The 17,873-nt window shown below is 61.3% G+C and carries 16 protein-coding genes; 7 read left to right on the forward strand and 9 right to left on the reverse strand.

The annotated features are described in order from the left end of the window. The 4 genes from KCN53_RS15530 to KCN53_RS15545 form a co-directional block, all read right to left on the reverse strand. Nucleotides 1–301, reverse strand: a 301-nt coding sequence (locus KCN53_RS15530) for a hypothetical protein (protein ID WP_224199801.1), incomplete at its 3' end; no start/stop codon positions are given. Further along, nucleotides 301–690 carry a hypothetical protein gene (locus KCN53_RS15535; RefSeq protein WP_143712143.1) on the reverse strand — a complete coding sequence of 130 codons (390 nt, stop codon included), beginning with the start codon at nt 688–690 and terminating at the stop codon, nt 301–303. The genes KCN53_RS15530 and KCN53_RS15535, both read right to left, overlap by 1 nt. A 2-nt stretch (nt 691–692) precedes the next feature. Then, complete coding sequence (locus tag KCN53_RS15540) at nt 693–2,555, reverse strand: CHASE2 domain-containing protein (protein WP_172406118.1); 1,863 nt, start codon at nt 2,553–2,555, stop codon at nt 693–695. Between the two features lie 286 nt (nt 2,556–2,841). Beyond that, nucleotides 2,842–3,048, reverse strand: a complete 207-nt coding sequence (locus KCN53_RS15545; protein WP_088710799.1) for a cold-shock protein — start codon at nt 3,046–3,048, stop codon at nt 2,842–2,844. A gap of 344 nt (nt 3,049–3,392) precedes the next feature. On the opposite strand from KCN53_RS15545, the gene KCN53_RS15550 reads away from it, so the two are divergent. From KCN53_RS15550 to KCN53_RS15560, 3 genes are read left to right on the forward strand one after another with little or no spacing between them, the layout of a single operon-like run. Beyond that, nucleotides 3,393–4,565 carry an ABC-three component system protein gene (locus tag KCN53_RS15550; RefSeq protein WP_143712144.1) on the forward strand — a complete coding sequence of 391 codons (1,173 nt, stop codon included), beginning with the start codon at nt 3,393–3,395 and terminating at the stop codon, nt 4,563–4,565. Next, nucleotides 4,562–5,044: a three component ABC system middle component gene (locus KCN53_RS15555; protein WP_088710802.1), complete on the forward strand. Its 483-nt coding sequence runs from the start codon at nt 4,562–4,564 to the stop codon at nt 5,042–5,044. Before KCN53_RS15550 ends, KCN53_RS15555 begins: the two co-directional genes overlap by 4 nt. A gap of 1 nt (nt 5,045) precedes the next feature. Then, nucleotides 5,046–6,956, forward strand: coding sequence for a DUF3732 domain-containing protein (locus KCN53_RS15560; protein ID WP_088710803.1), 1,911 nt, complete (start codon nt 5,046–5,048; stop codon nt 6,954–6,956). A gap of 104 nt (nt 6,957–7,060) precedes the next feature. On the opposite strand, the gene lepA is transcribed toward KCN53_RS15560, so the two are convergent. Further along, nucleotides 7,061–8,899, reverse strand: a complete 1,839-nt coding sequence (lepA, locus tag KCN53_RS15565; protein WP_088710804.1) for a translation elongation factor 4 — start codon at nt 8,897–8,899, stop codon at nt 7,061–7,063. 282 nt (nt 8,900–9,181) lie between these two features. On the opposite strand from lepA, the gene KCN53_RS15570 reads away from it, so the two are divergent. The 3 genes from KCN53_RS15570 to KCN53_RS15580 all read left to right on the forward strand — a co-directional run bounded on the left by KCN53_RS15570 (nt 9,182) and on the right by KCN53_RS15580 (nt 12,354). After that, the gene (locus KCN53_RS15570; RefSeq protein WP_088710805.1) at nt 9,182–9,895 is read left to right on the forward strand and encodes a VPLPA-CTERM sorting domain-containing protein; all 714 of its coding nucleotides are present in this window, start codon (nt 9,182–9,184) and stop codon (nt 9,893–9,895) included. Nucleotides 9,896–10,175: 280 nt separating this feature from the next. Next, on the forward strand, nt 10,176–10,901 hold the full coding sequence (locus KCN53_RS15575; RefSeq protein WP_172406119.1) for a PEP-CTERM sorting domain-containing protein: 726 nt from the start codon (nt 10,176–10,178) through the stop codon (nt 10,899–10,901). A gap of 727 nt (nt 10,902–11,628) precedes the next feature. Next, nucleotides 11,629–12,354, forward strand: coding sequence for a PEP-CTERM sorting domain-containing protein (locus KCN53_RS15580; protein WP_088710807.1), 726 nt, complete (start codon nt 11,629–11,631; stop codon nt 12,352–12,354). A gap of 76 nt (nt 12,355–12,430) precedes the next feature. On the opposite strand, the gene KCN53_RS15585 is transcribed toward KCN53_RS15580, so the two are convergent. The 4 genes from KCN53_RS15585 to KCN53_RS15600 form a co-directional block, all read right to left on the reverse strand. Continuing rightward, the gene (locus KCN53_RS15585; RefSeq protein ID WP_088710808.1) at nt 12,431–13,369 is read right to left on the reverse strand and encodes an alpha/beta fold hydrolase; all 939 of its coding nucleotides are present in this window, start codon (nt 13,367–13,369) and stop codon (nt 12,431–12,433) included. Between the two features lie 70 nt (nt 13,370–13,439). Further along, a complete protein-coding gene (locus KCN53_RS15590) occupies nt 13,440–14,084 on the reverse strand; it encodes an RluA family pseudouridine synthase (protein ID WP_317988442.1) in 645 nt (214 codons plus the stop codon). After that, nucleotides 14,078–16,627: an HWE histidine kinase domain-containing protein gene (locus tag KCN53_RS15595; protein ID WP_088710810.1), complete on the reverse strand. Its 2,550-nt coding sequence runs from the start codon at nt 16,625–16,627 to the stop codon at nt 14,078–14,080. Before KCN53_RS15595 ends, KCN53_RS15590 begins: the two co-directional genes overlap by 7 nt. Further along, complete coding sequence (locus KCN53_RS15600) at nt 16,624–17,175, reverse strand: biliverdin-producing heme oxygenase (RefSeq protein WP_143712145.1); 552 nt, start codon at nt 17,173–17,175, stop codon at nt 16,624–16,626. Before KCN53_RS15600 ends, KCN53_RS15595 begins: the two co-directional genes overlap by 4 nt. A 118-nt stretch (nt 17,176–17,293) precedes the next feature. Between KCN53_RS15600 and rpoZ the strand changes: the two genes are divergently transcribed. Then, nucleotides 17,294–17,638 carry a DNA-directed RNA polymerase subunit omega gene (gene rpoZ / locus KCN53_RS15605; RefSeq protein ID WP_088710812.1) on the forward strand — a complete coding sequence of 115 codons (345 nt, stop codon included), beginning with the start codon at nt 17,294–17,296 and terminating at the stop codon, nt 17,636–17,638. Nucleotides 17,639–17,873 lie beyond the last annotated feature (235 nt).

A 17,873-nucleotide genomic window follows, 5' to 3' on the forward strand; every position in this document is an offset into this window, starting at 1 on the left:
ACACCCGCGCCAACTGTCCCAGATAAGCCTGCAGCGCCGCGAGGGTCTGCTGATAGCTACCCGGGGCCGCAGATATCGTCGCCGTTTCGAACAGGGCGGTCTGATTTCCACCAAGGCCGGCCTGGACCGCTACAAGATCCACACCCTCGGCAGCCGCAAAGCCGGCATAAGACGCTATAGCGGGTTCATCGGGCAGTTTCGGGCCTCCGCCGCCGAAGAGGCCGCCGAACTGGGCGCCGGCAGGAACAGCTGCTAGAGCGAAGACCAAGGTGGCAGCGGCGAGACGGACGAATTCGGCCATCAGCGATCGTCCGCCGAACAGCTTTTTGCTTTTCCGGACCCGGCCCCCCCGGCAGTGCGCAAGTCGTCGGGCTTTCCGTTGTTCGTGAAGCAGACACCGGTTAGCGAGATATCACCCTTGCGCACCAGCCGGAGGTCGCCGGAGGTTGTGAGAACGGCGTAGTACCCGGCGCCGTCATCGCATTCCTTCCAAGCCGCAGCCGACAGCTCATCCGCCGACATTGTTCCGGCGGGATCGATTTGCGTTCCATTCAGCTGGAAGACGTCCACTTGTTCAACGTCGCCAAGAACCGGCTGGACGTCTGTGCAGGCAGCGCGCACCGGAAACGACACCAGCACAGATGCGAACATAGAAAGATAAACCAGCCTGATCGGCGGCCCCGAGACCAAATTCATTTCCTGCTACTCCCCCGAGATAGCGCCAGCATGAACGTCACAATCAAACTAGCCGGCGAAAGAGCGGATATCAACACGGATTCAAACGGCCAGCGAAGATATATTCCCAAGTAAGCAAGAATTATTATTAAAGTTCCACATGCTAGCCAAATGGCGCCAATAATGTCACCTGAATGTTCTTCCCCCCGCTGTATTCCCACCAGATCTGTGGCTATATGCGTTCGCAATAGGGACAATATTACAAAAGTCAGCAGGGCAATCAGATATTTAAACAGGTCAAGCTGATCGATACCAAGAAAAAGGGTGCGCGGGACCACCCGCGTCACTCGGTCGTTGGTCAGCAGATTGTCCAGTGCCATGGCATGGATAAGGACTCCGGGCACCTCGCCGTAATAGGGCGCCTGCCATCGGTCTATTCCGTCTAGATCGAAGCCGACGAGGACGAGCCGGTCTTTCAGCCGCGTATGGAACGGCTGCCCATTCGCACCGGCATCGTTTAGCGAATCGGCGTAGACGAAGTCATGGTATCCGCAGCCGAATGCGACGAAGCGATCGCCGCGACCTTGGGTTCTCGCTGTCCACGCCGCTCTTGTGATGCCCTTCCCGAACTGGGTCAGGCTCTGACCAACAGGATTGCCGGATTCGGGACAGTGCCTTAGCGATTCCTCGTCCTGGTTCTCGGTCATCCATCTACTGGAGCCCAGCCCCCAGCGAAGCCGCATGGCCGAATGCGGAAGAGGCCTAGCCGTACAGGGAGGACCGCCGCCCTGCTCCGCCAGTTCGCAGCGTGCCCAGTACATCGCAACTGCCGCGCTAGGCGCTACCCGCCGGATTTCGCCTGCAACCTCGCGCTCGTCTTCGCCCTCGTCGTGCGGCGCACGCCCGGTTTCGTGAAGCGGTGCAAGCCTAAGCGGATACGAGTTCCACTCGTCGGTTCCGACCATCAGGGAAACCTGATGCACCCCTGACCTGTACTTCGCGCGGGCCGCGGGGACGTTCCGGCACAACACGAAGTCCGGTTCGAGGCACGAGAACACCGGCTGGGTAAGGACGGATCGCAGCGGGGCAAGGCCCCGATCGTCCGGAGAGACCGGGCCGATGAACAGCGGCGCTCGCTGCCCGGCCGCTTTCATCGAACCGGTGAGCGCCTGAAGCCCCGGACTGGCCACCGGTGCGCCCGCCTCCCCCTGCTGGAGCGCGGCAAATGCCGATACGCGCCGGACATCGAGGCGAGAGCGCGGATAATAGATGTCCCAGAAAATCGCCCGCGGTTCGGCGGCGGATATGCGATCGAGCAGCTCGGCCTGCGCCTGGTAGGAGAGCGGCGGTCCTTCCTGGCCGTTATCCTCGAACGTTTCGTGATTGATCAGTACGACCGCAATCTGTGACCGGCCGGGAGCGTCGGCGGCCAGCGGATCGATCTCGCCCTCCCGCTCGTCCGGCGCATAGAGCGGCCCAAGCACGGAGACGACCATCCGTTCGAACGCCCGGGTTCCCGCCTGATCGATTCCGAAGCTGTCGAACAGATCGACCAGGAAAACCAAGCAGAAGCCAATGGCGGCGGCTTTCCTGTCGAAAATGACCTCGAAGATCAGAACCAGAACCCGCACGAAGACCCGCACAAGGCGGCGCGCGCGCCGTCCCACGGAGCGGGCAAGGCCGGCGCACGAGAGGGCGGCACCTCGAGCGGCGCCGAAGGCGGCACCGGTCCAGACCCGTAGCCGCCGCTTCACATGCCGACCCCGCAGCACTAGATGCCGCCGCCAGCGCGTGATCTCATGACTGAGAGCCTGTCGAAGCCGCCCCACACCGCCCCCGCCAATCCGCGTCCGGCAAGCCGCTGCGGTGGGGCGGATCATCGCCCCCCGCCGCCGGCACTTGTCCGGTCGCCGGTGGCTCTCCCCCCGTCTGCCGCGCCCCCTGGCCCCGGCAGTTCCCGACAGCGGCAGCGCCGCACCAATCGTTTCCGGCATCGAACCCTAGCCGGTCATGCAGGGAAGTCCACGCCCCCGTCGCGTGCCCGTCGCGTGCCCGTCGCGTGCCTTTCCGTAGTGCGCCCCGGGCGTGAGCGATCGGCCGCAAAGAAAAGGGGCGGGCACGGCCTGACGCCGCACCCGCCCCTCAAGCGTTCGCTGGTCCGGGCGGTTAGGCCTGGACGAGGTTCACCGCGGACGTCTTGCCGCCGCGGCCCTGCTCCAGCTCATAGGAGAGGCGCTGGTCCTTATCGAGCGTGCGCATGCCGGCCGCCTGGACGGCGGTGATGTGCACGAAGGCGTCGTCGCCGCCATCTTCGGGCGCGATGAAGCCATAACCCTTGTCGGTATTGAAGAATTTTACGGTGCCGGTGGGCATAATGATTTCCTTGAAAACAATGTGGTCCGCCGCACCCCGTATGGGCACGCCGGTAGCGTAGGCGTCACGTTGGAAGGAAAGCAGGGCCCGCTGGAGGCACCGAAACCCTAGTCAAGCGGGCTGTAGCTGACAGGGTATATAGGGAGGCGGCGGCGGGATGTCGATGGGGGCAGAACTCCGACCGATGTGCAACCTGTCCTCTTCCAACGAATGCCACAAGAAACGGCCGAAACGTGGAGGCAGCACCTTAGTCACTCCGGGAAATACATCCGACCGACATTTCTAAATCGCCCCTACATCCACAAGTACTTGACAAAAAATGATTTCTAACTTTTGCTCGCCTAATGACAGGGACAGGAGCAAAATCCAGCAGTTCCGCGGTCGGGCCCGCAGCCGGCTACTTCTACCAGCTGAGATATGGTCTGCTGAAAGCCTTGGAAGTTTTCCCCCAGCACCCAACCTCGATTATCTCAATAGAAACTCTAGATGACGTCTCAATAGAAGGCGAAAATCTTACGATCGATAGCCAGCTAAAGCATAGCGTCGATTCTGATAAGACGATTTCCAAGTTTAGCCCGGCTATATGGCGAACATTAGCCATCTGGATGGCACGACTACGTAGTGGCATCGACGAATATCATGAGTTTCACTTCATAACTACCGGAAAGGTGGATGATGACAACCCTCTGCGTTTGCTTCGTCCGGATCCAGACGACGCCGCAGTCAATGCGGCCCTTCAAGGTTTGGAAATAGCGGCGCAGAGTTCGTCGAGCGTGGCCACCGCGAAGGACAGGGCAGTATTTCTGGCTGCTGCTGAGGGGGAACGGTTTTCGCTCGTGCGTCGCATCCGCCTTGCTGACACCAGCCCAAACCTCGAAGTGATCGGTAGTGAAATCGAACATAAAATCCGATATGCCTGCGAAGCGGGGCAAGTGTCTTCTTTTCGCGAAGACCTGGAGGGGTGGTGGATCGGGCGCGTTTTCAGCAATTGGATCGCGGATGAGGGAGCGCAGATCGAGCTCGAGGAGCTTGGTACGCAGGTTAGTTTTCTTAAAGAGCGCTATAAACCCAGTGAACTTCCCCTAGATGCGCCCGAAGAAGACTGCGAAGATCTGATGGAAGACAGCGTCTTCATTAGGCAGATTCGCGCCGTTACCGATAGCGAACGGCGTTTAAGAAATGCTCAGAAGGCGTTCCTGCGGGCGAAGGTACAGAGGTCGAAATGGGTGCGCGAACACCGTATCGACCCAACCGAACTAGAGAGCTTTGACGCCGGGCTTAAGGATCGCTGGGAAGCATACCACGCGGGCGAATGCGATTCCCTTTCGTCCGATCCGACGCCCGATGAAATGATTGCGACGGGAAGGACGGTCCTAAGGTGGGCCGAAACCAGCGAAGTGCCTATCCGAGCAACCCGCAGTGTCTATCTCACAAGCGGATCGTATCATGCCTTAGCTGACGGCCTGGAGGTAGGGTGGCATCCACAATTTTCTAATTTGTTCGGGTTTGAAGAGTGACCCCGGAAACCCTCCGCCTCCTAAACCCCGCCTTTCTCGCAACCGTCATCGGCCATGCTGCAACGGGTTATGTAGAGCATCGGGATCACGGCCTGCCGTTCGCCTTCGCATTCATCGTGCCACCGTTAGTGCTTCACAAGGATACCCGGGTCGTCTTACCCAAAATGATAACCTCGAAATTACCAGATTGGGCCCACAAGAACTCTGCAGAACTAGCCTTTCTCCCCGATCACGCACGTGAGCTTCGGTCAGCGGTCAGGAGCGCGATCCTGATCGGCGTTCATTTTGACATTATCCGATTTGATGAACGCGCACGGATGCGCGCATCGTCAAAGTTCAACCCCAAGACCGCACGCCCCGAGCTCAGAAAATCAGACGAGGTCAAGGAAATCATGAACAAAAGTCGCTTTGTGGGCAGATGGCTCTCCGTCTCAGGCAACCAGCCAACCGTACTCAGTATCCTCGGAATTGGCATTTGATATGCGTATCAGCGAGATTCTTGTTTACAGTCATGACGGTCAGCACCGTCAGATCACATTCTCGCCAAGTGGTTTGAATATTATAACCGGAGAATCAAAATCTGGCAAATCCGCGATAATTCATATTATAGACTATTGTCTTGGCTCTAAGAACTGCCATGTTCCTTTGGGCATAATCAGAGAAAAGGTTTCTTGGTACGCTGTCAGACTTCTTCTCAACGGAGGTGAACTATTCATTGCCCGCAAGAACCCGGATTCTGGAAAAAAGACATCTTACGAGATATTTCTCGACACCCAACCAAACTCACCTCCGGAATCGCGCAAGGAGTTTGAAGCCAACTCCAACTTGGAAGGGCTACGCAAACTCCTATCGGCGGCGGTTGGCATTTCTGAAAATCTCCACGTTCCTTCCAAGGGCCAAACGCGAGATTCGCTAGAGGCAAATTTCCGACACTCGATCATTTATAGCTTTCAGGATCAGAGCTTGATCGACAACAAGAATCAGCTCTTCTATTCTCAGAACGAGACCTTCGTAGAATTTGCTATCCGCGACACACTCCCGTATTTTTTGGGAGCTGTCGATCAGGACCAACTGCTGAACCAAAATCGATTGGCCAGCTTGAAAAGGCGGCTCAAACAGCTCGAGAAGCAACTTGCGATTACAGTAGGCTGGCAGGAAGCTTCGATGGACCGTGCCCAGACATTCCTCGCGGAGGCGCGCCAAGTTCGCTTGCTGGCCCCAGACCAACGTCCGGTGTCCCCCAACACCGTTTTCGAGCTACTTGCCGACGTTCCAGCGATGTCCGTCGAAGATCCTGAGTTCATGGACATGGATGACGAACTGGAGAAACTCGAGGAGGAGAGGGACGGCCTACGAACTGAGTATTTCGCTATCGGAAAACGCATCGATGACGCATTAAGCCTTTCGATTAGCCGCAAGGAATATGGCAAAGAGCTACTCGAACAGCGTAGCCGGCTTTCGCTTCTACCGGACTATGATGGGAAAGCGGTAGTGTGCCCGCTCTGTCACAGTGTCGACGAAGCCTGCGAAGGATTGCTCGAGCTTCTCAACAGAGAGATCTCGGACGTGTCAGACCGGATAGCCGAACTTCAGGTTCACGGCCCCCGCCTCCAGGCGCATATCTCCCGCTTGGAGAAGCGTCAGGCGGAGTTACGCGAGCAAATTTCTAGTAGCCAAGCGCAGATTAACAGCATTCTCGTTCAAGCCGAACGGCTCCGCGAAATACGCAATTTGCAAGCGAGGCGTGCACGCGTCCAGGGCCGTATAAGCGCATTTCTTGAGCAACAAACTTCTTCCGAAGAACGCGATGAGCTTGAACGGAAGATCGAGGAGCTGCGACGCTCAATTGTACAAATCGAGTCAAATATTGACGGAGACGAATTTTTCACTCGGCTCCGAAATGCAGAGGCCAATCTGGAACTGTTGATGACCGAATATACGCGGGAATTGCAGTTAGAACATTCAGATGGGCAGACGCGTCTCGATACGCGGCGTCTCACAGTGATTTCAGAAACACGCTACGGATCAATTCCTCTCGAAGACATGGGAAGTGGTGACAACTGGGTTGGTTGTCACGTCATTTCTCATATGGCGCTGCATAACTGGTTTAGAGCCAAGAATAGACCGGTTCCGGCGTTTGTCGTATTCGACCAACCCTCGAAAGCCCATTACCCACCCGAGCTGGATGACTTGAGCGACGTCGATGACGATGATCGCCGGTCGGTAGTCCGCTTATTTCGCTTCATGTACGAGAAAAGCAACATGGATCGCCCTTTTCAGACCATAGTTCTGGATCATGCAGACGAGAAAGAGGACTGGTTTCAGGCCAGCGTAATTGAACGGTGGCGGGAAGGTGAGAAACTTGTTCCGGAAGATTGGCCGTCTCGATAATCTACCGAGATTAGTCTTTTCGGACGCAATTTTTTCAGGCAAAATCTTGCGATTACTCTTTGCAGAAGCTCCCTACCTGATGGGCGGAGAGCGCCAAACTCGCCCTACTCCTCTCCCATCCTGAGCGCTGCAATAAACGCCTCCTGCGGGATGTCGACATTGCCGTACTGGCGCATGCGTGCCTTGCCCGCCTTCTGCTTCTCCAAGAGCTTCTTCTTGCGCGTGATGTCGCCGCCATAGCATTTGGCGGTCACGTCCTTGCGCATGGCGCTGATGGTCTCACGCGCGATGACCTTGCCGCCGATCGCCGCCTGGATGGGGATCTTGAACAGGTGGCGCGGGATGAGGTCCTTCAGCCGCTCGCACAGCTGGCGGCCGCGCGCCTCTGCCTGGCTGCGGTGCACGACCATGGAGAGGGCATCGACCGGCTCCCCGTTCACGAGGATGTTCATCTTCACGAGATTGCCCTCGCGGTAGCCGATCTGCTCGTAATCGAAGCTGGCATAGCCGCGGCTGATCGATTTCAGCCGGTCGTAAAAGTCGAACACCACCTCGTTCAGCGGCAGCTCGTAGGTGACCTGCGCCCGCCCGCCGACATAGGTGAGGTTCTGCTGGATGCCGCGGCGGTCCTGGCACAGCTTGAGGATGGGGCCGAGATAGTCGTCGGGCACGTAGATCACCGCCTTGATCCACGGCTCCTCCATATTCGCGACCTTCACCGGCTCGGGCATGTCGGCGGGATTGTGCAGCTCTCGCAGCGTGCCGTCGGTCATGTGCACCTTGTACACCACCGAAGGCGCGGTGGTGATGAGGTCGAGATCATATTCGCGGCTGAGCCGTTCCTGGATGATCTCCAGGTGGAGAAGGCCGAGGAAGCCGCAGCGAAAGCCAAAGCCGAGCGCAGCCGAGCTTTCGGTTTCCCACTGGAAGCTGGCGTCGTTGAGGCGAAGCTTGCCGAGCGACTCCTTCAGCTTGTCGAAGTCGTTCGCATCGACGGGGAAGAGGCCGCAGAAGACCACGGGCTGCACCTCCTTGAAGCCCGGAAGCGGCGCGTCGGTGGGGTTCTTCACCGTGGTAATCGTGTCGCCGACGGCGGTTTCGGCCACCTCCTTGATCTGCGCGGTGATGAAGCCGATTTCGCCGGCCTTCAACTCGGGCAGTTCGGTGCGTTTCGGCCCGAAACAGCCGACGCGGTCGACGAGATGCTGGGTGCCGGCCTGCATGAACTTGATGCTGAGGCCCTTCTTCAGGCGCCCCTGCATGACGCGCACGAGGATAACGACGCCGAGATAGGGGTCGTACCAGCTGTCGACGAGCATCGCCTTCAAGGGCGCCTCGGCATCGCCGGTGGGCGGCGGGATGCGCCTTACGATCGCCTCGAGCACCTCCTCAGTGCCGAGACCGGTCTTGGCGCTGGTGAGGACGGCGCCGCCATCCTGCCAGTCGCCCTGCGCGGGCAGGCCGACGATATCCTCGATCTCGGCCTTCACCCTGTCGGGATCGGCGGCGGGCAGGTCGACCTTGTTGAGGACGGGCACGATCTCGTGGTCGTGCTCGATCGACTGGTAGACATTGGCCAGCGTCTGCGCCTCCACCCCCTGCGCGGCGTCGACGACGAGAAGCGCGCCCTCGCAGGCGGCAAGGCTGCGGCTGACCTCATAGGCGAAATCGACATGGCCGGGCGTGTCCATCAGGTTGAGCTGATAGGTCTCGCCGTCCGACGCGGTGTAGCTGAGCCGCACGGTCTGCGCCTTGATGGTGATGCCGCGCTCGCGCTCGATATCCATATTGTCGAGCACCTGCTCGGACATCTCGCGGTCGCTGAGCCCGCCCGTCTTCTGGATCAGCCGGTCGGCCAGCGTCGACTTGCCATGGTCGATATGCGCGATGATGGAGAAATTGCGGATGTTCGCGAGCGGGGTCGCGGAGGGCGTTTCGGACATAGGCGCGAGGTAGATTAGGGGGCGGGTCCGCGCAAGACGCGCTGGCGGGATACGGAAGGGACGAGGGCGGCGCGGCGGCCGCGAGGGAGGAGCGCGAAAGCTGCCCCTATGACCGCGGACAGGCCGTTCGAAACGTAAAGCAATTTTACGTTTTGCAGCCGGAACTTTCCGCCCCTCCCGCCAAGTCCATGAAATTGGCTGGGCCGCGAAATTGGCACGGAATCTGCTTACTTCCTGACGACGGGAGCAAGAGGGCTCCTTGGGTCAAGGCTTTCCACTCAGATGTCTTATGCGTTTCTCACCCTGGTCGCCGCCGGCACGGCTGCGCTTGCGGCCTCGGGCGCGGCTGCGGTCACGATCGACATCGACCGCTTTGCCGTCGGCTTTGCCGGCACGGGTATCGTCAGCGACAGCACGGTGGGCAGCAGCGCCGTCACAACCGGCCCGGACCTCCTGACCACCGGCGCGGTGCGCACGGTCTCGGTCAATCTCGATACCCGCACGAGCGGATCGACCGGCCGTATCGAGGCTGAGATCGATACCGACATCCAGGCACTGTCCATTTCGGCGAGCGACCGCAATGTCGGCACCGTGGTCCTGACCTACGACCTCGCCGCGCTGATGCCGCTGATCGAGCAGACCAGCGGTCTTGGCGTGCTGCGCTACGATGTGCGCAGCGCCGATACGGTGACGCGGTCGATCACGGCGCGCCTCAACGGTGTGCAGCTGGGCGACACCTTCGTCGCCGCGAACGCCATCAACGACAATGAAGACGTGGTGCGCAGCTTTCCGGTGACGGCGGCCCCGTTCGACTTCACGCAGGGCGGCAGCAATATACTGACGCTGACCATGTCGGGCGGCGCAGGACTCGATTATTCGATCGGTCTGCTGCAGTTCGACCTGCAGGCGCAGCAAGTTCCTGCCCCGGCGGCGCTCGGTCTGCTGGGCCTGGGCCTCGCGGGGCTCGGCGCGATACGCCGACGCAAGACCGGCTGAGGACGCGAGTTTCAAAGGACGGTTTAAAAGGGCGGTGGGGGATCTCCGACCCGATAAAGGCCTGGCAGCAATGCCGGGCCTTTTGTCGTTATCGGAGGGCGGTTTTCCGCCGGGAAGGGCAGACTTTCTGCAGGGAAAAAGAGAGTCGGTAGATTTTACACCGCAGGCCGTCATTAAGACATGGTATTTGTGCATATATTTGTTTTTGTGCTGTTTTTTGCATTTGGCACAACTCCTGCTTAGCCTTTGTCAAACGGCTTTCTCGAAGGAACCAAGGGCCATGTTGACCAAAGCTATTCTCGCAGCAGGCGTCGCGCTGACGGCTACCGCCGCATCGGCGGTCACGATCACGCTCGACGATTTCACCACGCAGTTCGAGGTCGGCTCCGTCGCCGGACCGCTGGTGACCGACGGCGCGGCCGTCACGTCCGATGCGCAGGTCGTCGGCAGCGGCGCGACCCGTACCGGCACGCTGGAAGTCACCGGCAATGGTAGCCCGGGCACGAACTTCGCCAGCCTCACCTCCACGGGCGGCCAGATCCAGCTGAGCCAGGACAGCTCGGTCGACGGTCAGTTCACGTTGACCTACAACATCGGCTCGATCCTGTTCGACGCCTACAATACGATGAGCAACCCCGAAGACCTCGGTACGCTCGACGTGTTTGTCTCGAACTCCGACGGCAACCCGCGCACGCTCTCGCTGAGCCTGAACGGGGTAGTGCAGGATACCACGGCGTCCGCCCAGTTCATCGACGGCAGCGCGTCCTTCCCGGCCGAGACGCAGTCGCTCAGCTTCGATCCCGACGAACTTACGGGTTCCGACGTGTTCGTCTTCTCGTTCAACCCGTTCGAGAACACCGACTGGACGGCGACCTTCCTGGAATTCAACATCGAGGAAGTCCCCCCGCCGCCGCCGACCGACGTTCCGGCTCCGGCCGCGCTCGGGCTGCTCGGCATGGGCCTCGCCGGTGTGGGCTTCAGCCGCCGCCGTCGCAAGACCGCCTGACCAAACGGCGCATAGACATTGCGAAGGGCTCGCCGGCAACGGCGGGCCCTTTTCTTTTGCGCGGAGACCTTCCGAATACGCGCGAGGCCTCTTCGAACGACCTGCGGCGTCTGAGTATGTGCGCGTACCCGCGGGCGCTTGCCTTCCCCGCCGCTTCCCTCCCCGCCGCTTACTTCCCCCCCAGCTCGCCCCCTCCGCTTTTCGCGGGCGGGATAGAGTTAAGTAGGTGCGGCTAGAGACCTGACCAGGCTGAAAGACCGCTAGGGCGACGCATTGCGCGCGCCTCCCTCCCCTGTTGCTTCCCTGAGCCACAGGCTGGTCGGGCAAGCGGTCGCTCGAAGCAGACCGTCCGAGCCGCCTTAGCCGTTCCCGATCGGCGCACGGATTTCGCGGGCTCCCCAGGCTCCACAGGCTGGGCACCCCGGAATTCCTCATGTTCCCAAGGCCCTTAGGCCACGACCTCGCCTCGACCCAGGCGCTCCCGCGCCTGCGCGCAGAATCCGCAACGCTCCGCAACCCAAAAAAACTTGCCCACCCGCGGAACATCTCAAAAAAACCAACAAAAGTTCATAGGCTTACCGTCGGTGTGTTTAACGCCTGGGCACGGCTGGCAGGAGTGCGGGGGCTGTCACCACCATGGGCGGCGGCTTAGCGGCACTTGGCATGGTCGATGCATGGCATTCCCTAGCAACTTTAGTAGAGTAGGGAGAGCCCCGAGCGGGCCCAGATGAAACATCTTAGTAAAGCACTTCTTGCCGGCGCTGCGGCGCTGAGCGTAACTGCCCCGGCCTCGGCCCTCGTCGTCCAGTTCGACGATTTCGAAACCACCTTCACCGATGACATGGGCTCCGAGACGGACGCCATCCTGAGCGTCGGCAGTTTCGACGACGGCAATGGCGGCCAGACCGTTGTAACGATGGAAAGCTCCGATCGTCAGACGGTCAACCCGTCCGGCTTCGACCGCATCGGCACCCTCGTCGCCAACGAGATCAATGGCGTCGACACCCGCGCCCAGCTGGAAATCAACGGCGACGCCTTGACCTTCTCAGTAGATCCGCTGCTCAATGCGACCGCCGTGCTGACCTACGATGTGGGCTCGGCCTTCGAGAGCATTGCCGGCTCAGACGAAATGGCGCGGTTCCGCATTCTGACGACGTTCGCCGACGCCAATTCAAGAAGCATAAGCCTCTCGGTCAATGGCGACATGACTGACAGCTTCACCGATTCCCAGACCGTGGGGGCAGGTTCCACGCTGGTTCATACACTCAACTTCAATACCAACGACCTGAACGGTGTCGACGACAGGTTCGTCTTTCAGATCAGCGGGGCCAGCGCGCTGGACTTCCAGGTCGATTCTTTGAGCGCCGACGTACCTGAGCCTGCCGCCCTCGGCCTTCTCGGCCTCGGCCTTGCGGGTACGGCCTTTGTCCGTCGCAAGAAGAAGAACGCCTAGCCACACGAACGCCTGACAAGGGCGTCATTCACAGCATGAAAAGGGTCGTTCCTTGGAACGGCCCTTTTTCGTGCGGTCAAACGCCCGCCCGGTCCAACCAGTCGGCAACGATCCGGTTTACCTCCTCAGGCGCATCCTGCTGCACCCAGTGCGAGATGCCCGGAAGGAATTTCCGCTCCAAATTCGGCACGAACTGGTCGATACCGTCCAGCGTTTCCAGACCGAGCGCGGTATCGCCGGTACCCCAGACGAGCAGGGTGGGAATATCGACCTGTCCGCCTTCACTGAGGATGCCGGCGCCGGACTCTCTCCGCCCCGCCATGCGAGCAGCAGCGCGGTAATAGTTGATCATCGCCGTCATCGCGCCGGGACGCTGCGCCGCCTCCGCATAGATGTCGAGAAGCTCGTCGGGGAAGTTTTCGGGATGCGCCGCCATACCGCGAAACGCCCGGCGCACCGCGCGGGCATTGCCGGCCGTCATCATCAGTTCCGGAAGCCTTGGGATCTGGAACATGCCCATATACCAACTACGCCGCTTCTGCTTCGACGACAGCTTCAGCGCGCGCCCGAAAGTAGCCGGGTGCGGCATGTTGCAGACGGCGAGCCGGTCGAGCGGCCGGACCTTTCCGATCGCGTAGGCCCAGGCCACCGCACCGCCCCAGTCATGTGCCATCAGAAGCGTTTCGCCCGCAGGCGCCTCGGCCCGGGCCGCGTCGAACAGCTTGCCGATATCTTCTCGCAGGATGTCGATGGAATAGGCATCGACCCCCTTAGGTTTAGAAGATGCCCCGTAGCCGCGCATATTGGGCGCCCAGACGCGCCAGCCGCGCTCGGCGAGCATCGGTATCTGGTGCCGCCAGGAGACATTCAGTTCCGGGAAGCCGTGCAGAAGAACGGCGAGCTTTCCGCTGTCGGGAGGACCGGCCACAACCGTCTCGAGCTCTATATCGCCCACGGGGATCATGCGGACGTCTGCGCCGAGTTCGGCGGGCGGCTGCCAGGACCAGTCTGTCATGAAGGGGAGTATGGCGGCGCGGCCCGGCCCCGCAACGAGCGCTTCTGCTAGCCGTGAGGCGCGATAGGACTCAGCCGTTCCAGGGGAGCGGGGCCTCGACCGCAATCGTCCCGTGCTTCCACGGAAAGGACAGGCCGAGTGCATGCAGGCGCATCGACATGGCCGGGTCGGCCTGCCCGTAGACCGGATCGCCAACAAGCGGCGACAGCGCATGCGCGGCGTGAACGCGAATTTGATGGGTGCGGCCCGTGAGCGGGCGAAACTCCACCAGAGTATGGTCGCCGCGAGGTTCGAGAACGCGCCAGAGGGTGGCGGCGGACTTGCCCGCGGGGTCGACCCGCATCCGCCAGCCCTTTTCCCGGCTGCTGATCTTCGACAGGGGCGCGTCGATGCGCCCATCCCCCTCATGCCGCCCCGCCAGAAGCGCAACATAGGTCTTTGTGACCGCGCCCTGCTCGAACAGCGCGCCGAGCCGCTTCAGCGCGCGGCGGTTGCGCGCGAGAAGGAGGCAGCCGGACGTGTCCCGGTCGAGGCGGTGAACAGGCTGAGGTCGCTGGCGAAACCCAAGCCGCAAGTCGTCGAGATGATCCTCGAGACTGTGCGGCGTCTTCGGCCCAGGGTGCACGGCGAGGCCGGCCGGCTTGTCGATTACGAGTAGCTCTGCGTCCTCGTAGAGAATCCGGCTTGCAAGCCCTGGCAGCTGATCGATCAGGATCCCACCAGGGTCTTCACGGTCTGCGAGAGAGCATTCTCGTCGACGGGCTTCTGCAGGACGCCCGCATCGGGGAAGCGGTCGACCAGCCCGTGCGCATCGCCATAGCCCGTCGAGAACGCGAAGGGGATGCCCTTCATATCGATCTCTTCGGCGACGGGCTCACTCGTCTCGCTACCGAGGTTCACGTCGAGAAGCGCGAAGGTGATCGTCTCTTTCTCGATGAGCTTCATCGCCTGCTTCACATTGGCAGCGATCACGACCTTCTCCGCGCCCAGCCGCGTCAGCATATCCTCGGTGTCCATGGCGATGATCATGTTGTCCTCGACCACCAGGCAGGTGCCGGACAGCCGCCCGCGCCCGCCCTTTTCGGCGTCCGGGCTGCGTTCTTTTTCATTCCGGCCCGCCACATGTTCCTCCGGCACGCTGAAGGTCGCCACCACACCGTCCGGTTCGAAGCGCAATTCGCTCTCACCACCCAGTTCGAAGGGGACAGACCGTTCGATTATCGTCGTTCCAAACCCGCGCCGCTTCGGCTTCTTGACGGCGGGTCCGCCAAACTCCCTCCATTGTAGATCAAGACGCCCATCTTCGTAGGCTGCCGTGATCTCTACGCGCCCATGATGATCGGTCAGGGCGCCATATTTCTGACTGTTTGTCAGAAGTTCGTGAAATACAAGAGACAAGGCGGTGAACGCCTCAGGCGCGAGCAGCACGTCGTCGCCGAAATAGAGCACGCGGTCGGCCTTCTCGTTCAGGAAGGCCTCCTTTTCAGTGGCGATCATCTCGCGCAGCGACGCGGGCAGCCACTGTTCGCGCGTGATCTGGTCATGCGCGCGGGCGAGCGCGTGAATCCGGCCGCCGATCTTGTTCGTGAAGGACTCGATATCGTCCTCGTCCGCCTGGCTTTGCGCGATGAGACCGCGAATGAGGTTGAGAATGTTCCGCACGCGGTGGTTGAGTTCCGCGATCAGCAGTTCCTGCCGCTCCGAAGCCCGGGCCGCCTGGCGCGCCGCCTTGTCGGTCAGGCGGATCACCACTTCGAGCAGCGTAACGCGAAGCGCATCGGCCGCGCGCATCTCCGCCTCCGTCCAGGGTTTCGAACGGCCCTGCACCACTTCGGTCCATTTGGAAAAGCTCTGGCGCGGAGAAAGACGTGTGCCCTCCTTCACCTTCGTTACCGACTTGCGCGGGTCGCCCGCCCAGTCGACGGTCTGCGCCACCTCCTTGCGAAAACAGACGAGGAAGTCGCGCGGCTGACGCGATACGGGAATGGCAAGAAGGCCCGCAATGGGCACCGAAAAATCCGCTGCGGCGGGAAACACTTCCGTCAGCCGATCGGTCGCGAAAACCCGGCTGGCCGCCGCCCGGTTGAGGAAGCTACCGATCTCGCGAAACTCGTCTTCGGTCGGCGTGCAGCCGGACTGCTGATAGCTTCCGTCGACGAAGAGACCGATGCCATCGAGGTCGATGACCGACCGGAACGCATTGGCGATCATCTCGAAATTCTGGTCGATACGGTCGCCGTCGGCGATCCGCGCCATCAGCCGGTCGTGCAGCTGGCGGGCCTTCTCCTCCTGCCTGCGCCGCTCGTCCTCCATCCGCCGCTCGATGACGTAGGAGAAGAGATGTCCGTAGAGCTCCGCAGCGGCGCGGCACTCGAGGTCGAGCACGCGCGGGCTGTCATGGTGGCAGGCGATCAGGCCCCACAAGTCGCGGTGCTGCATGAGCGAGATCGAGAGCGAGGCCGACACGCCCATATTCTGAAGATATTCGATATGGATCGGCGACACGCTGCGCAGCTTCGCGAGGCTGAGATCCAGCGGGTCGCCCGATGGCCCCTCCATGGGCAGGATGGGGACCGGCTCCTCGTCGACATTGCTGATGATACGCAGGAGATTGCGCTTGTAGAGTTCCCGCGCCTGCTCGGGAATGTCGCTGCGGGGATAGCGAAGCTCGAGGAAGCTTTCCTGGTCGTGCCGCTTCGCCTCCGCCGCCACGCGCCCGCTGCCGTCGGGAGCGAACTGGTAGATCATCACCCGGTCGAAGCCGGTGAGCTGCTGCACATGGCGTACCGACAGTTCGAGCGCGCCCTGCAGGTCGTCGGCGCCCGCGAGTTCCGCGATCATGCTCTGAACGCGCATCGACGTGCCGACCTTCTCGCCGCGGCCCGCCCGCTCGATTTCGAGAATGACGAAGCTGCCCGCGCCGTGCACGGCGAAGTTGAGCAGCGGCCCATCCTCCTTCAGGCGGCGGGCATAGAGACGGGCGACGCCGTCATCGTCGTGCAGCATGCGCAGTTCGGCGCGCAGGCTCTCGATCACCTCCTCATCGACGAGAGGTGCAAGCGGCTTGCCGACGAGTTCGTCCACGCCAAGGCCGAGAAAATCGCGGACATTCGCCGAGACGTGGCGAACGATCCAGTCGCTGGAAAGCGCCAGCAGGCAGCCGAACTGCTGTACATGACCCAGCAGGTGAATGGGCTCGCGGTCGCAATCTGTAAGCGAGGGCAGGTCGCGCTCCTGCCGCGCCGGGGTCCCGCTCAAGCCCGGAGATCCTTCATTCCCTGGTCGAATGCGGCGCTAAACAGGTCGAACACCAGGCGGGCGTCGGCCACCGCGGACCCCGCGCAGCCATTGTCGCCGGCCATGCCGGACAGAGCGCGAATCACGGCCAGCCCCTGCCGATCAAGCTGCGCACTCATGATATACGCCGTTCCTTCGGTCTCACTATGCCGAGCCTCATAAAGTCTTTTACGTATAAGCTTGTTCCCGAAGCGGGATCCCGCGAGAACATATGTAGCCCCCACCCGCTCCGAAAAGCGCGGGGGTGCAGCAGTCGCGGACAGGTGCGCGGTGCCGGTATGCCGCAGGTCCGCCGCGAGGAGGGGCGCCGCCGGACCATAGTCGGGAAGGCCCGCCGTCGCAGGCAGTGCGGAAAGCGCCGCCTCGACCGCAGAGGTCGCCGCATAATGCGCCGCCAGAAAGAGGGCGTAGTCGTCAGCCTTCGCAACGTCGAGCTGCCCGAACCGCTCGTCGGTCGCCGCATGCGCGTCCGCCGTCTCCCGACGCAAAATGTCCCTGAGTGAAGCCACGGGCGAAACTTATACTAGGTTAGATGAGCGCTGCCTTAATCTTGACGATAGGGCGTTTCGCCGATAGCTATGATCGTCCAAAATTCCAACATCACGAATTCTGACGAAAGGCCCCGTTATGGCCCGCGTTACCGTAGAAGATTGCGTCGACAAGGTTTCGAACCGGTTCGACCTGGTGCTCCTGGCCGGCCAGCGCGCTCGGCAGATTTCCTCGGGTGCCGAACTGACGGTCGACCGCGATCGCGACAAGAACCCGGTCGTGGCCCTGCGCGAGATCGCCGAGCAGAACGTCAAGCCGAAGCAGCTGAAGGAAGTGCTGGTTTCCGGCCTGCAGCGCGTCATCGTGGACGACGAGGACGCGCCGGAAGAGATGAACAATCTCGCCCGCTCCGCCGAGGCGCTGCGCGTGACCGCTGCGGCCCCGCCGAAGCCGGCGCCGATCGTCTCCGACTATGAAGGCTGATCGCCGAGGCTGACTAGCGAGCGGGACGCACCGCCCTCAGCATGAGAGCCGGCGACATACGCCAAACCGAAAAGGCCTGGACCGCGCGGCGGACCGGGCCTTTTTCTTGTCCGCTCGATAACGCGGCGCCGGGCCGAACCGGCGTTCGCGAAAATTTCGATAAGCACCGATCAAAACTTCAATTTATTCCGCCCCTTCCAACTGCGCTATTACGTCGCAACTTGGGAAAGGGGAG

Source organism: Pacificimonas aurantium, from assembly GCF_020092905.1.
Lineage (GTDB): Bacteria > Pseudomonadota > Alphaproteobacteria > Sphingomonadales > Sphingomonadaceae > Pacificimonas > Pacificimonas aurantium.